A 13,435-nucleotide genomic window follows, 5' to 3' on the forward strand; every position below is an offset into this window, starting at 1 on the left:
GCAGGCATTTTTTTTACGAGTGGGTTGCAGTTTTTGCGTTCTCATTCGTCCTAGTAAGTGAGGCAACCACATTTCGGGTTCGTCCACGAAAAGGAGCATTCACATGTACAACCCGCAACCCTCGATCCAGGCCGGGCGCGTCCCAGGCAAAGCGCCCAATGGACAGGACGCTTTTTCTGAAGAACGCATCGGCAATGAACAGATCCGCGAGCTGCTGCGCACCTTCGGCCTGCGCACCAGCCTGATCCGCCTCAAGGTGATCGACGCTTTGCACGCCGCCGACCGCAATGGCCGCAGTATTGGCGTGCGCGGTGTGCATGCACAACTGGAACAACTGGATATCCCGTTGTCGTTCCTCAGTGTGCGCGAAGTACTCAAGCGCCTGTGCACCGAAGGCGTCATCCAGCTGGGTAGCGACAAATGTTACAGCCTCAACCCCCAGGCGCGTGCCGTACTGGAGCAAACACTCTCGCGCTGAGCGCATGGCCGGCCATGCCTGGCCGGCCCGCGCAGATCAGGGCTTGACCTTGCGCCGCAGAATGCCGTTGATCACCACGACCACCACGGCAATGGCGATGGCCAGCATCTGGAAGGTCTGTTCACTGATTGTGCCCTGCTTCTGCAGATGGGACAGGCCCAGCATCAGGCCCAGTACCACCAGGATGATCAAAAGTGAATATTTGAGGCGCTGCACGTGTGTCATCGAAGGTTCCTTGCAACATCAGGGGCAAATGGCTCGCAACGAGCGGCGGCAATGATACAACGGTCACTGCCCACAGCGCTGTATTTCCTGCTGGGTGGGGCAGCGCGGGCCTGAAAGCATGGGAGTTCCAAGCACCCATGCCGGAGGCACCATGTACAAAACGTTGCTGTTCGCATCGCTGTTTCTGTCCCCCCTCTCCCTTCATGCGCTGGACACCCAGCAGACGCCTGACGAACACCTGCTCGAACTGGGCCACCAGTTGGCTACCCATGCCGGTGCCAGCCAATGGCAACAATTGTGGCAACGTGTCCGCCAGGCCGGCTACCTGCAGGCTGGTGCTGCGCCGGTACATTTCAGCGTGCCTGCGGCCCGGTTACCCGACCTGGCTCGGCAAACCCTGGCCCAGGCCGACCAGGTACAGGCACTGCGCCAGACACAGGCACTGTACCGCCGCAGCTTTGCCGGCCCGGCCATTGGCCAGCGCAACGGGCAGCCGTTGCATGCGCTTTGCCTGTTGGTCGATTGGCGCACATTGCCCCAAGGCATGCGCGCCACCCCTCACGCCTACCTGGCTAGCGCCAGCTTGCTGAGCAGCTATCCGTGCGACTGATGGTTGCCTGACCCATTCGCATCAATGGGAGTAACCAGATGGGTCGCCTTACGGTACAGCCGGAAGTCAACGCGATTTCCTACACCGCCAGATATCGTTGCCTGCAAAACCTACTCACCGAAGCTACAACCCCCAGCCCCTATGTCGCCTAGCGACGCGCCTTGGCTGTCGCACAGAATTTGCTCACACCTTCGACATAACGCCGTGGGTGATCGGGTCGCACATCCACCCATCCCGAAGGAGCGCCATATGCAACTGCCAGATTTGAGCCAGATCGATATCAGCCAACTGCCCCACTCGTTGCAGGCCTTGATCGAGTGTATCGGTATCGAAAACGCCTACCAGCTCACCTGCGCCTACGGCGGCAGGCCCAAATACATTCCCAAGCACCGCGAGCGCACCAAGCTCGCCGACGTGCTGCCAGCCGAAGCGTTAGACGCACTGATCAAGCGCTTTGCCGGGGTCGCACTGGAAATTCCCAAGGCTGACCACTTTCTGCGCCAACTGCGCAACCAGCAGATCCAGAAGGAAAGCGCCAACGGCTTGTCACGCAGCCTGCTGGCGAACAAGTACGGCCTGAGCCTGCGCCAGATCGGCAACATCCGGCGCCAGGAGCCTTGCACTCGCTGATACCCAAGCACCGTAGCAGCCCTTATGCGGCCGCCTCAACCCACCAGAAGATGAGTTTCCTTATATGTCGATAGATAACAGCCTGATTGGCTCCGTCATCAACGCCCTGCCGATGGACCGCCTGATTGCTGGCCCCTTGCAGGCCATGGTCCAGGCGCAGGTGACTGCCAGTAAATCGTACGCCGACTTTCTGATGCAGGTGTGCGTCCAGGATGGCAAGGCCGTCGCCATCCAGTTCGACTACGACGAAACCATCGTCGACGAACAAGGCGAATACAAGGGTGTAGTCAGCAAGACCATGAAAGTGCCGCTGCTGGCGGCCATTACCCACCCGAACATTTCCATTGAAGAGGGTAATGTCGAGTTCGAGCTGGTCATCAGCCAGATGTCCGAAGATGTATCCAGCAAGGACATGAATGCAGAAACGACCGCCTCCCTGGGCTGGGGGCCGTTCAAGCTGAACGTGAAAGGCAGCGTGAGCCACAAGTCCACGCAAACCCGCAAGACAGATACCCGCGCCCGCTATGCCTTCAACACGACCTTGAAACGCCAGGAACCGCCCGAAGCGATGATGAGGGTAATCGAGTTTCTGACTGACGCCGCGACCAAGCCAACCGTTGTCAGAACGGCCGCGCTGGAAAGCCCGGACGAAATTTCCCAGGCCGATACCTTGAAAGGGCCTGAGCCTGAAAAACTACCGACCCCTTAAGACCCTTGCACTTCACCCTCGAGCCCCTCTTCCCGCAATGAGAGGGGCATAACCTGGCTTGAGGAGTCGGATCGTTGCAAAAGCCCCCTGCCCCCATGACCTCCATCGACCTGCGCGAGATCACCCGAGGCCTGCAAGAGGCCGCCAGCGCCACCAACAGTTTGATCGCCCAGCAGTACATCAACCTCTTCGACCAGTTCTTCGAATGCGACACCGAGGCGTTGGGCGCCCCTATGAAGGCCAAGATGGTCGAGGTGGCGATGGACGGCCAGCACATCATGCGCGTTCCATTGTTCGCCCTGGTATCACCCAAGGGCCTGGCCCTGGAGCGCATGCAGGTCGATTTGTCTGTAAGGGTCAAAGGTACTGAAGCGCAACAGGCGCTGCTGACGGCAGCCGAGAGCAAGGCCGCCAGCTTCAAGGTGACCATCGGCGGCCAGGGCCGTCAGGGTGAAAGCCGGGACCCAGACGAAGTGCAGATCCGCATGCAGTTCCAGGCGAGTGAGCCGCCGGAGGCGCTGAACCGGTTGATCGAGGAATACACCAGCCTGATCGTCCCGGTACGCGCTACCCAATCGCCGCCCCCAACCGACACCAATGAGTTCATCGAGGCGGCCATCGTCCGTTGACGACCGCCCCGGCGCAGGCCTAGAAGTCGCGTTTGTAGAAGATATCCAGTGAACTCGCCAGCCCGCTGGCGGCTTCAAGGTAGACCTTCTTGCTCAACTTGTAACGCAAGGCGATGGTGTTGGCGGGTTCGAACACCCCTACCCCGTAACGCAGGCTCAGCTTTTCAGTCAGGTTGCCGCTGGCGACCACGCTGGTGCTGTTGCCCGACCCTTCGGTATCCAACTGGAAGTCGTCGATGCCCAGGCTCGACGCCAGGCTGCCGGTAATGCCGGCACTGCCGGCCAGCCCCAAGCCCAAGGCCGCCTCGGCGAGCATGTTGTTGTCTTCGCCGGAGGTGCCCAATGGCCGCCCCAGTACCAGGTACGACAGCGCCTGCTCCTGGCTCATGGCCGGCTCCGAGAACACCTTCGTGGTGGGCTGTTCGGCGCTGCCGCTCAGGCGGATACCAGCAATCACATCGTCAACCTTGCGGATTGCTTCGATGTCCAGGTACGGCTGGTCGATTGGGCCGGCGAACAGCAGCCGCGCTCGGCGGATGGTCAAGCGTTGACCGTAGGCACGGTAGCGGCCGTCTGCCAGGCTCAGCTCGCCACGGGTGTCGAGGTTATCACCAATGTGCACATGGCCAAGCAGGTTGGCGGTAAGGCCAAAGCCGCTGAACGACAGCTTGTCCTGGCCCACTTCGACGTCGATGTCCATGGCCATCGCCATGGGCGGTTTGCCCTCTTCGGTCTGGTGACCGACGATTACCGTGTCATCCGACACCTTGACGGTGGACGGCGGCAGCTCGCGGACGGTGATCTTGCCCTTGGGCACCTGAACCTTGCCGGTCACCGCCAGCTTGTCGTCGATCAGGCGCAAGGTAAGGTCTGGGGCCACCTCCAGTGCGGCATAGGGCTCGACCGTGACCGGCAGTTGCTGGCCTTGCAAACGCACGTCCATGCCCAACGCCTGGCCCCAGGTGAGGTTGCCGCTCAACCGCCCACGCCCAGCCTCGCCACTGCGCCAATTGCCGTTGAGCTGCACCTGCTCACCGCTGATCAGTGCCTGCAGTGACAGGTCCTGCAGGCTGGCCGGCAGCTCTGCACCACTGACTTCACCACCGCTGAGCATCAGGTTACCGTTGACCTGCGGCGCCAGCAAAGTACCTGAAAGCCGGCCACTGCCATTGAGCTGCCCGGCCAGGCGTTCGACCATCGGCACAAACGGACGGGCCACCGACAGGTCTAGCCCGGCCAGGCGGAAATCACCCGACAATGGCTTGTTCTTGCCTAGCGGATCGAGCCGGGCGTTGACGCTCAGTTCCCCCAGACGCTCACCGCGAAACGCCAGGCGCGTATCGATGCGTCGCGGTGCCAGCGTGCTGTCCAGGCGCAGGGCCTGATACGGGAAGTCGATCCAGCGGCCCTTGTCGCGTACCCGCAGGGTGCCGCCACTGGCATCGACAACGACAGTACCCTTGGGGCCGCTGGCCGGGATGTCCAGGTTGATATCGGCATTGAGCAGGCCTTGCCAGGCAAAGTCCTTCGGCAGCCACTGGGCCAGGCTGTCCAGCGGGAACTGCTTGAGGTGGTAGCGCAGGCGGGGCTCGGGGGCCAGGCGCTGGTCCTCGCCACACAGGCTGGCCTGCCCGGAGCGCCAGCAGTGAGCCCCGAAGTCCAGCTGACCGCTGGCCAGCCGCTGCAGGCGTGCCGGGGCCTGCAACTGCCAATCCTGGCCGCCGGCCTGAATCCGCCCGCTGGCCAGACGACCGCGCCAGTCACCCTTGTTCAACTGGCCATCCAGGCCAAGGTCGAGCTTGAGTTGCGGGCCGTCCAACGCCAGAGTCACGGCCTGTTGGCGAATGTCGCCTTTGCCGTTGGCCTGCAGCGTGCCCAAGGCCGTGTCACCCAGGTGAATACCTGTGGCCTTGAGCTCGACAACGCCGCGTTGAGCGTTGTCCAGGCGCGCCTCCAGGTCCAGCTGCTGCAGGCGGTTTTCGGCCTGGGCCAAGCGCTGACCTTGCAAGGTCAGGGTACCTTGCGGAGCCTGCAGCGTCCCGGCGACATCCAGCCGCCCCTTGACCTGCCCTTGCAGCCTCGGCCACAACTGGCCCAGGCGCGGCAAGTCGATGTCGATTCGCCCGGCCAGCCGTTGTTGCAGGCTGCCACTGCCGTTGATGCGGTTGTCACCCAGCTGGATAGCCAGTGCGCCCAGGGTCCAGTTTTGCCCTGCCCCCTGGGCTTCGGCCTTGAGTACGGCTGGCTGGCCACGCAGGCGGCCTTTAAGGTCGAGCTGGGCATCGAGGGTAAGCGCCTCGCCTTTGAGCTCGCCTTTGCTGCGCAGTGGCCCCGCCAGGGTGCCCGGTAGCTCGGCCAGCCAATAGGCCGGATCGAGCGCGGAAAGCTGCAAGTCGACATCCCAGGCCAGCGTGTTGGCAAAACGCACGGCGACACTGCCGGCGGCCTTGCCCTGGCCGGCAGTCAGCGCCAACTGTGGCAGTTTCACCTGGCTCAGGTCGCCTTCGAACGGGCTGGCCAGGCTGAACGCCCCCGCCGGGCCGTCCAGCTCACCCTTGAAGGTGCCCTGGTAATTGCCATCGCGATAATGCACCTGGGTATTGAAGCGCTTGAGGGTGACCTCAGGCGGAGTCTCCAAGGGGTACAGGCGCAACCACGGGAAATCCTGCCAGTCCAGCTGCGCATCGGCGCTCAGGCCTTGCTGCCAGTCAGCCGTCGCTTGCAACTTGACCCGTTGGTTGTCGTTGGCGGTCAGGTCCAAGGCATCGAGCCTGGCGCCTTTACTGTCCACCAACCCGGACAAGGCCAGGGCGATCGGCGATTGTTCGGCGGGCAGGCTGGCCGTGCCCGACAGGTGATAGCCCTTGAGCAAATCGCCCTGGGCGTCGAGCTTCAGCTGGTTCAGCTGCAAAGTGTCGGGCAACGTGCCAGCCGGCTTGAATGCCTCGGAGCGGATCTGCAAGGTAGCTGGCAGGTGTTCGGCCAATGCCTGCAATTGGCCGCTCAGCGTGGCATCGAGGTAACCACTGCTGCTGCCAGCCAGTTTCAGGGTTTTTTGCAATTCACCGCTGGCAGTCAGTGCCAGCTGCCAAGGCTTGCCCTCTACCGCAGGCAACTGCAGTTGCGCCTGCAGTTGCAGCGGCCAGTCACCTTCGGGCTGCAGGTCGCCTTGCAGGTTTAAATTCAGGTCGTCGCGCTGCAGCCGCAGGCTGTCGATGCGCATCCCGCTGTTGGTCCAGTGCGCCGCGAGCTGCAAGTCGCCAAGCAGTTCGCTGCCATCCAGGCGCAGCTGACCAACCTTGACCTCGCCCAGCTCGATAGCCAGTGGCAAGCGCAGGGTCGGCAATTGCAGCGGTGCGTTGTCGGTGGGTTCGGGGCTTGGCGCAAAGGCCATGTCGATGCGTTCGGCCTGCAACCGGTCGATGCACAACCTGGCGCGTAGCAAGCAAGCAGGCGACCAAGCCAGCATCGGCGCCTGTACCTCTACCTTGCTGCCGGCGTCGGCCCAGATCAGCTGGCTAGCTTGCCAACTGCCCGCAAGGCGCCCTTGGAAATCGGCCACTTCGAGCCCGGGCACCTTGCCCAGTGCCCAGCGGCTGCCAGCCTCGGTCCCCAGCAGCAGGCCCAGTGCCAGGCCCAAGCTCGCGACTACCCCAAGCAGGCCCAGCAGAATGTATTTGATCACGCGTTTCACAGCTCGGGCCCCATGGAAAAGTGCAGGCGAATGCCCCCTTCGTCATCCAGCGCTTTGGCCAGGTCCAGGCGCAACGGCCCCACCGGCGACACCCAGCGCACACCAAAGCCAACACCGGTCTTGAGGCTGGGCAGCTCCAGGTTGTTGAACGAGTTGCCTTGGTCGACGAACGTCGCAACCCGCCACTTTTCGGTCAGCGAATATTGGTACTCGACGCTGCCAGCCACCAGGTAGCGCCCGCCAATGCGGTCGCCGTCGCTGTTCTTCGGCGACAGGGTCTGGTAGTCGTAGCCGCGCACGCTCTGGTCGCCACCGGCGAAGAAGCGCAGCGAAGGCGGAATGCTGTTCTTGAAGCCATTGGTCGCGCTGCCGCCAAACTGCACGCGACCGAGAAAGCGGTGGTTTTGGCCCAGCGTGGTCAGGCCTTTGAGCAATACGTTGCCGTGCAGAAGGTTGGTATCGGAAACCAGCCCTTCCTTGGCGCCCTGCACATCGAATTGCAGGCGATAGCCGTTGTGTGGGTCGATGCGGTTGTCGCTGCGCAGGAAGGAATAGCTCACGCCAGGCATCAGCAAGTTGCTCAACCCGGAGTCGTCGCCCAGGCGATACTCCTCGCGCTGGTACTTGAGCGATATCACCCGCTGCCAGCCACTGGGCAGCTTGCTGTGCCACTCGGGGCCGACCGTCAACAGCTTGCTGAGCGTGTCGGTACCGGCAAGCTCTTCATTCTGGTAGCCACCGGCAAAGCGCAGCTTGTCGGTCAGCGGCGGGTCGAGGGGAATGTCGTACCACAGGCCAACGTTCTGCCGTGGTGCGGACAGCTCGGTTTCCCAACCGTAGCTGTGGCCCTGCGGGTTGACCCAGTGGCGGGTCCAGTTGGCCTTGCCGCGCGGCCCGACGTCAGTCGAAAAACCCAGGCCCAGGCCCAGGGTGCGTGGTTTACGGGTTTCCAGACGGACATCCACCGGGACTTCTTCACCTACGGCGGCAGTAGGCGCCGCGTCTACGCGCACACCTTCGAAATAGCCGCTCGATTGCAGGTCATTGTTCAGCTCGGCGACCAGTTCCGAGTCGTAGGGGGTGCCCGGTTTGAATGACACCATACGCTGCAAGAGATCGTCATCCAACGGCGTGTCGCCCCCGAAGGTGACAGCGCCCAGGCGATAGCGCGGGCCACTCTGGTAGACCAGTTCGATATCGGCCACGCCGGCCTGCGGGTCCACAGCCAGGCGCTGGCTGCTGAAGCGTCCACTGAAGAAACCGTAGCGCGACGCCTGGTTCTGGATCAGCCGTTTGGCATCCTCATAAAGGCCGTGATTGAGTTGCTCACCCGCGCGCAGCGCCTTGCTGTCAGGCACGCGGAAGGCCTTCATTTCGCTGGCCGGGCCCTCGATGCGCACAGTCACGTTGCGCAGGCGAATGGGCTCGCCAGGGTTGATGCTGATGATCAGTTGCGGGGAATGGTCAGCGTCGCTGGCGGGTTTTACCTCGGTATCGATCTGTGCCTGATAGTAACCAAGTGCCTGCGCCGCTTTGCGCGCCTGCTCCTCGGCCCCGCGACTGAAGCGTAAAAGTGCTTCTTCATCGCGGTCACCCAAGGTGCCGATATAGCCTTCGACATTGGCCTTGAGCGCCTTGTTGGCCGGTTTTACCTTCACCAGCAACTCGCTCTGGCCCCACGCTGCGAAACTGGCGGCCCAGAAAACCAGGCCCCAGGTGAATCTTCCTGAATACGTCATGCGGCGAATGCTACCAGAGCCAGGCGCTCAAGGGAGCCGCCTGGCGGCCTGTTCAGGCAAAAGCGGAATTTGAAGAGATTGGATTAGGATGAAAGAACACCCTTTCTCGGATTGGTCCTACAGCTACCTCGCCTATCTCTTCATAACCCTGGCGCTGATAAAAAGCCAGGTAGTGCTCGTTACCGGTATCCAGCACGACCCCTTGGGTGCCTGGGTCCTCCGCGCACCAGTCGTGCACAGCTTGTAACAATTGCTCGCCGTAGTGCTTGCCCTGGAATTGCGGGTGCACCCCCAGCAATGGCAGCACATGCACCCGGTCAGTGGGCAGGCAGGTGGCCAGCGCGGCCTGGTAGTCCATGTAGCGCCGCGTGCAGCGCAGGCCTGTACCCAGCATCATGCGTAGGCGCCAGGCCCAGCTGTCGGCCACGCCCAGGCGGCGCAGTGGCGGCACGATCAGGGCCAGGGCAATCAGGCGATCCTCTACCAGCAAGCCGATGGCGGGTAGTTGCAGATAGAAGTGCTGGCGCACCCATTCGCGCACCATCACCCGCAAGCGCCGCTCATAACCGGGGCGCTGGGCCTCGAAGATGTAGGCGAAGGTAGGCTCATGGCGGTAAGCGTTGTACAGCAATGAACGCGCTTCGCGGCTGTAACCATCATCGAGCAAGCAGACACGGGCCGGAGCGGCTGTGGTTTCGGGCATTGCGGGCAGACCTCCTGGAATGGGCGTACAGTGCCTTGGAGGTGCCCCTGCGCGCTTCGTTCACCCCCTGGAGCACGTTAGCAGCAGGATGACCATGCCGCCATGCTGGTGATGATGGACGATGTCGGCTAGCATCGCGGCTTTTACCGGGATTGTCTTTCCATGAAGATCGTCTGTTTCAACATCAACGGCCTGCGGGCCCGCCCGCACCAGCTGGCGGCGCTGATCGAAAAGCACCAGCCGGACGTGATCGGCCTGCAGGAAACCAAGGTCAGCGACGATCAGTTCCCGCTGGCCGACGTGCAGGCACTGGGCTACCACGTGCACTACCATGGCCAGAAAGGCCACTACGGCGTGGCGCTGCTGTCGCGCCAGGCGCCGCTGAGCCTGCACAAAGGCTTTGCCACCGATGAAGACGACGCCCAGCGCCGCTTTATCTGGGGCACCTTCCCTGATGCCGACGGCAACCCGATCACCATCATGAACGGCTATTTCCCCCAGGGTGAAAGCCGCGACCACCCCACCAAGTTCCCGGCCAAGCAGCGCTTCTACAGCGACCTGCAGGCCCTGCTCGAAGGCCAGTTCCGCAACGACCAGCCACTGCTGGTGATGGGCGACATGAACATCTCGCCGCAGGACTGCGATATCGGCATCGGTGCGGACAACGCCAAGCGCTGGCTGAAGACCGGCAAGTGCAGCTTCCTGCCGGAAGAGCGCGAGTGGATGGAACGCTTGAAAGGCTGGGGCCTTGTCGATAGTTTCCGTCACCTGTACCCGGAGGTGACGGACCGCTTCAGCTGGTTCGACTACCGCAGCCGCGGCTTCGAGGACGACCCCAAGCGCGGGCTGCGCATCGACCTGATCATGGCCTCGCAGCATCTGGTGCCACGCATCAAGGCAGCAGGTGTGGACTATGAACTGCGCGCAATGGAAAAGCCGTCGGACCATGCGCCGATCTGGCTGGAATTGAGCTGAGTCGGAGGGTGGGCGCCAAGGTGCATGCCTTGGCCTCACTCACAACCCCAACCGCAACGCCTCCCCCACCCCCGCTCCGCGCACATCGTCCGCCGCGCTGACCAAAGCAAAGTTGTACGCTCCATGCGACCAATACCGTGCCTCCAGCTGACCGTCGACCCGCTGACCGTCCGGCATGCGCCGATATTGCTCGCCGGGTGAGCGCAGGAACAGGCTGATGCGCTGGCCCTTGCCATCTTCAAACACCAGCAACGCCGCCGGCCCTTGCTCGTTGCTGAGCAAGCGCGCACCCACCGGTTTGAAGCCGTAGCCCGCCAGGTCCGGCAGCTGGCCCACGCGGCTGAAATGGCGCCCAAGCCAGTCGCGCAACTGCCCTGGGTCACTGGCCTGGATATCCAAGGCTTCACTGCCAGCAAACAAGCGATGCGCCTGCACAGCGTCGGCCATGGGCAAGTCAACGCGCGCCAAGCTTGCATCGCGCACTTGCCAACCGCCTAAGCCACCCACACCCAGCGCTAACATCACCACCGCCGCAGCGGCCCAACGCCGCTGCCGGCGCTGGCGCAATTGCCGACGCAACGGGCCCAATTCCAGCTGCGCGGCACCAGGCAGGTCATCAAACCCGGCCAACGCCGCGCGTAGCCGGCGGGCATCGGCACGCCAACCTTCCACCCGTGCCGCCGCCTGCGGGTTGGCCTCCAGCCAGGCCTGCACCTGGGCCCGGCGCACAGGCTCCAGGCGCTCATCGACATAAGCATGCAGTTCGTCTTCGCTGGGGATCAGACGGGTCATTTCAGTCTCCGCAAGGCCGGTGGCTGGGGGTTGCCCTCGGTCAATTCGCGCAAGGCATTGCGCGCGCGCGACAGGCGCGACATCACAGTGCCGATTGGGATGCCCAAAGCCTGGGCGGCCTCCTTGTAACTCAGGCCTTCGATGCTGACCAGCAGCAACAAGGCACGCTGCTCCGCCGTCAGCCGGGCAAACGCCTGCAGGTCGGCCTGGGCCAGGACGATGGCTTCGAGGTTGTCACCGACAGGCTCCTCGTCGTGCCCGCTGCCGCCAAACCAGGACAACCAACGCGCATGCAGACGCTCGCGGCGTTTACCGTCGAGAAACTGTCGATAAAGAATGGTGAACAACCAAGCGCGCAGGGCATCGGCGTCACGTTGCTGGTCGCGCCGGCTCAGGGCCCGCTCGACCGTTGCCTGCACCAGGTCGTCGGCGCTGCCCGGTTCGCGGGTCAGCCACACGGCAAAGCGTCGCAGACGGGCAAGCAGTTCGCGCCACTGGTGGTCGTCCAGGTCATGCATCGCTAGGTACCGGCCTTTGGGATTGTCAGTGTAAAGGGCAGACGCCTGTGAACAAATTCTATTCCCGGCGATGGAATAAGTTTTTCCCTGCTCCGTCGTACTGGCACCTTCCCTGAACCGGACGATGACCATGAACTCACCCTTGCACGGCCCGGCCAAAGCGCTGCGCCTGGCAGCCATTGGCGCCGTGATGCTGGCCGCAGGTGTCGGCTTTGCCTATGCCGCCGGCTGGCTCGGCGAACCCCGGCTGACGCCACAGCGCATCATCGACACCTTCGAGGCCCAGGCCGGTCACTACCCGGGCTACCGCAAGAACCACGCCAAGGGCCTGTGCGTGAGCGGCTACTTCCAGCCCAGCGGGCAGGCCGCCAACCTGTCCATTGCACGCGCCTTCAGCCAGCAACGGGTGCCAGTTATCGGCCGTTTCGCCATCGGCGGTGCCAACCCGTTCGCCCCGGATACAGGCATCCCGGTGCGCAGCCTGGCAGTTCAACTCAGCACCGACGACGGCCAGGTCTGGCGTACCGGCATGAACAACCCGCCGGTGCTGGCGGTCAGTACCCCGCAAGGGTTCTATGAGCAAGTGCTCGCGGGCGCGCCCGACCCGGCCACCGGCAAACCTAACCCGGCCAAGATGCAAGCGTTCTTCGCCGCCCACCCCGAAAGCGCGGCATTTCGCCAGTGGGCGGCGAGCTACAAGCCAAGTGACAGCTTCGCCAGCACGCAGTATCACAGCATCAATGCCTTCCGCCTGATCGACTCAGCTGGCACGGCCCACCCGGTGCGTTGGCAGCTCGAGCCACAAACCGCGTTTGCCGCACTACCTGGCCAGGTTGATGACAAACAGTTCCTGCAACACGACCTGCAGCAACGCCTGGCCCAGGCCCCGTTGCGCTGGACGTTGCGTTTGGTGCTGGCCGAACCGGGCGATGCCGTGGATGACCCTGCCCGCCTCTGGCCCGCCGAGCGTCGTAGCGTGGACGCCGGCACCTTGGTGCTGGAGCACGTCGACGCTCCAGAGCAAGGGGCCTGCCGCGACCTGAACTTCGACCCGCTGATTCTGCCACGGGGTATCGAAGCGTCCGGCGACCCGATCCTCGCCGCCCGGTCCGCCGCCTATTCGGAATCCTTCAACCGCCGCAGCCGTGAATCGCTCAGCACTGGAGCCCGTCCATGAAACCCGAAGCCTTCCACCCCTTCGCCCGTCTGTTGCACTGGCTGATGGCCGTGCTGATCCTGGCCATGCTGTTCATCGGCGTGAGCATGGTCGCCGACCTGTCGCCACGCCACCCGCTGCTGATCAGCCTGCACAAGGCCACCGGCCTGGCCCTGCTGGTGCTGGTGCTGTTGCGCATCGCCGTGCGCCTGAGCGTGCCGCACCCACCGCTGCCACACGACCTGCCAGTGCTGCAGCGCTGGGCCGCCGGGGCCTCGCACCTGCTGCTCTATGGGCTGATGCTGGCCATGCCGCTGCTGGGATGGGCCATGCTATCGGCGGGCGACTACCCGCGCCCGCTCGGTTTACCCGCCATCGCCCCGCACAACCTGCAGCTGTATGCCGTGCTGCGTCAGGCCCATGGCTGGGCCGGCTACCTGCTGTTCGCCACGGTGCTGGTGCACGTGGGTGCAGCCTTGATGCATGCATGGGTGCGCCGCGACGGTGTGTTGCGTAGCATGTGGCCTGGCCCCTTGCGCCGCAGCGAATGACCTGCTGCATGCCGGGGCGTTCGACA

14 protein-coding genes are annotated in these 13,435 nt (G+C 63.4%); 8 read left to right on the forward strand and 6 right to left on the reverse strand.

Annotation, left to right across the window (positions count from 1 at the left end):
- Positions 1-103: 103 nt before the first annotated feature.
- Positions 104-478 (forward strand): hypothetical protein, encoded by a 375-nt coding sequence (locus tag DM807_RS18475; RefSeq protein WP_012272514.1) that lies wholly within the window; start codon positions 104-106, stop codon positions 476-478.
- Positions 479-514: 36 nt separating this feature from the next.
- Here the strand turns inward: DM807_RS18475 and DM807_RS18480 are convergent, their stop codons facing one another.
- Positions 515-703: a hypothetical protein gene (locus DM807_RS18480; protein WP_003248064.1), complete on the reverse strand. Its 189-nt coding sequence runs from the start codon at positions 701-703 to the stop codon at positions 515-517.
- Positions 704-854: 151 nt separating this feature from the next.
- On the opposite strand from DM807_RS18480, the gene DM807_RS18485 reads away from it, so the two are divergent.
- The 4 genes from DM807_RS18485 to DM807_RS18500 all read left to right on the forward strand — a co-directional run bounded on the left by DM807_RS18485 (position 855) and on the right by DM807_RS18500 (position 3,281).
- On the forward strand, positions 855-1,313 hold the full coding sequence (locus DM807_RS18485; RefSeq protein WP_012272515.1) for a hypothetical protein: 459 nt from the start codon (positions 855-857) through the stop codon (positions 1,311-1,313).
- Positions 1,314-1,562: 249 nt separating this feature from the next.
- A complete protein-coding gene (locus DM807_RS18490; protein ID WP_012272516.1) occupies positions 1,563-1,943 on the forward strand; it encodes a Mor transcription activator family protein in 381 nt (126 codons plus the stop codon).
- Positions 1,944-2,007: 64 nt separating this feature from the next.
- Positions 2,008-2,652, forward strand: a complete 645-nt coding sequence (locus DM807_RS18495) for a DUF2589 domain-containing protein (protein ID WP_012272517.1) — start codon at positions 2,008-2,010, stop codon at positions 2,650-2,652.
- A 74-nt stretch (positions 2,653-2,726) separates the two neighbouring features.
- Positions 2,727-3,281: a DUF2589 domain-containing protein gene (locus tag DM807_RS18500; protein WP_012272518.1), complete on the forward strand. Its 555-nt coding sequence runs from the start codon at positions 2,727-2,729 to the stop codon at positions 3,279-3,281.
- Between the two features lie 19 nt (positions 3,282-3,300).
- Here DM807_RS18500 and DM807_RS18505 read toward each other — a convergent pair whose 3' ends face one another.
- The 3 genes from DM807_RS18505 to DM807_RS18515 are packed head-to-tail and all read right to left on the reverse strand — an operon-like array spanning position 3,301 to position 9,417.
- Positions 3,301-6,975 (reverse strand): translocation/assembly module TamB domain-containing protein, encoded by a 3,675-nt coding sequence (locus tag DM807_RS18505; RefSeq protein WP_179027693.1) that lies wholly within the window; start codon positions 6,973-6,975, stop codon positions 3,301-3,303.
- Entirely contained in the window at positions 6,972-8,714 is a 1,743-nt protein-coding gene (locus DM807_RS18510; RefSeq protein WP_012272520.1) for an autotransporter assembly complex protein TamA, read from the reverse strand. The genes DM807_RS18505 and DM807_RS18510 overlap by 4 nt, the downstream gene beginning before the upstream one ends.
- A gap of 52 nt (positions 8,715-8,766) precedes the next feature.
- Positions 8,767-9,417 carry a GNAT family N-acetyltransferase gene (locus DM807_RS18515; RefSeq protein ID WP_012272521.1) on the reverse strand — a complete coding sequence of 217 codons (651 nt, stop codon included), beginning with the start codon at positions 9,415-9,417 and terminating at the stop codon, positions 8,767-8,769.
- A gap of 162 nt (positions 9,418-9,579) precedes the next feature.
- Between DM807_RS18515 and xthA the strand changes: the two genes are divergently transcribed.
- Positions 9,580-10,392, forward strand: coding sequence for an exodeoxyribonuclease III (gene xthA / locus DM807_RS18520; RefSeq protein WP_012272522.1), 813 nt, complete (start codon positions 9,580-9,582; stop codon positions 10,390-10,392).
- A 39-nt stretch (positions 10,393-10,431) separates the two neighbouring features.
- On the opposite strand, the gene DM807_RS18525 is transcribed toward xthA, so the two are convergent.
- Positions 10,432-11,184: an anti-sigma factor family protein gene (locus DM807_RS18525; protein ID WP_012272523.1), complete on the reverse strand. Its 753-nt coding sequence runs from the start codon at positions 11,182-11,184 to the stop codon at positions 10,432-10,434.
- Positions 11,181-11,702, reverse strand: a complete 522-nt coding sequence (locus DM807_RS18530; RefSeq protein ID WP_012272524.1) for a sigma-70 family RNA polymerase sigma factor — start codon at positions 11,700-11,702, stop codon at positions 11,181-11,183. Before DM807_RS18530 ends, DM807_RS18525 begins: the two co-directional genes overlap by 4 nt.
- A 124-nt stretch (positions 11,703-11,826) precedes the next feature.
- Between DM807_RS18530 and DM807_RS18535 the strand changes: the two genes are divergently transcribed.
- Both DM807_RS18535 and DM807_RS18540 read left to right on the forward strand, forming a co-directional pair.
- Positions 11,827-12,879 (forward strand): catalase family peroxidase, encoded by a 1,053-nt coding sequence (locus DM807_RS18535; RefSeq protein ID WP_179027694.1) that lies wholly within the window; start codon positions 11,827-11,829, stop codon positions 12,877-12,879.
- On the forward strand, positions 12,876-13,409 hold the full coding sequence (locus DM807_RS18540) for a cytochrome b (protein WP_012272526.1): 534 nt from the start codon (positions 12,876-12,878) through the stop codon (positions 13,407-13,409). The genes DM807_RS18535 and DM807_RS18540 overlap by 4 nt, the downstream gene beginning before the upstream one ends.
- The last annotated feature ends 26 nt before the right edge of the window (positions 13,410-13,435 follow it).

Origin of the sequence: Pseudomonas hunanensis (assembly GCF_013393325.1) — a bacterium.
In the GTDB taxonomy this organism is placed as follows: domain Bacteria; phylum Pseudomonadota; class Gammaproteobacteria; order Pseudomonadales; family Pseudomonadaceae; genus Aquipseudomonas; species Aquipseudomonas putida_P.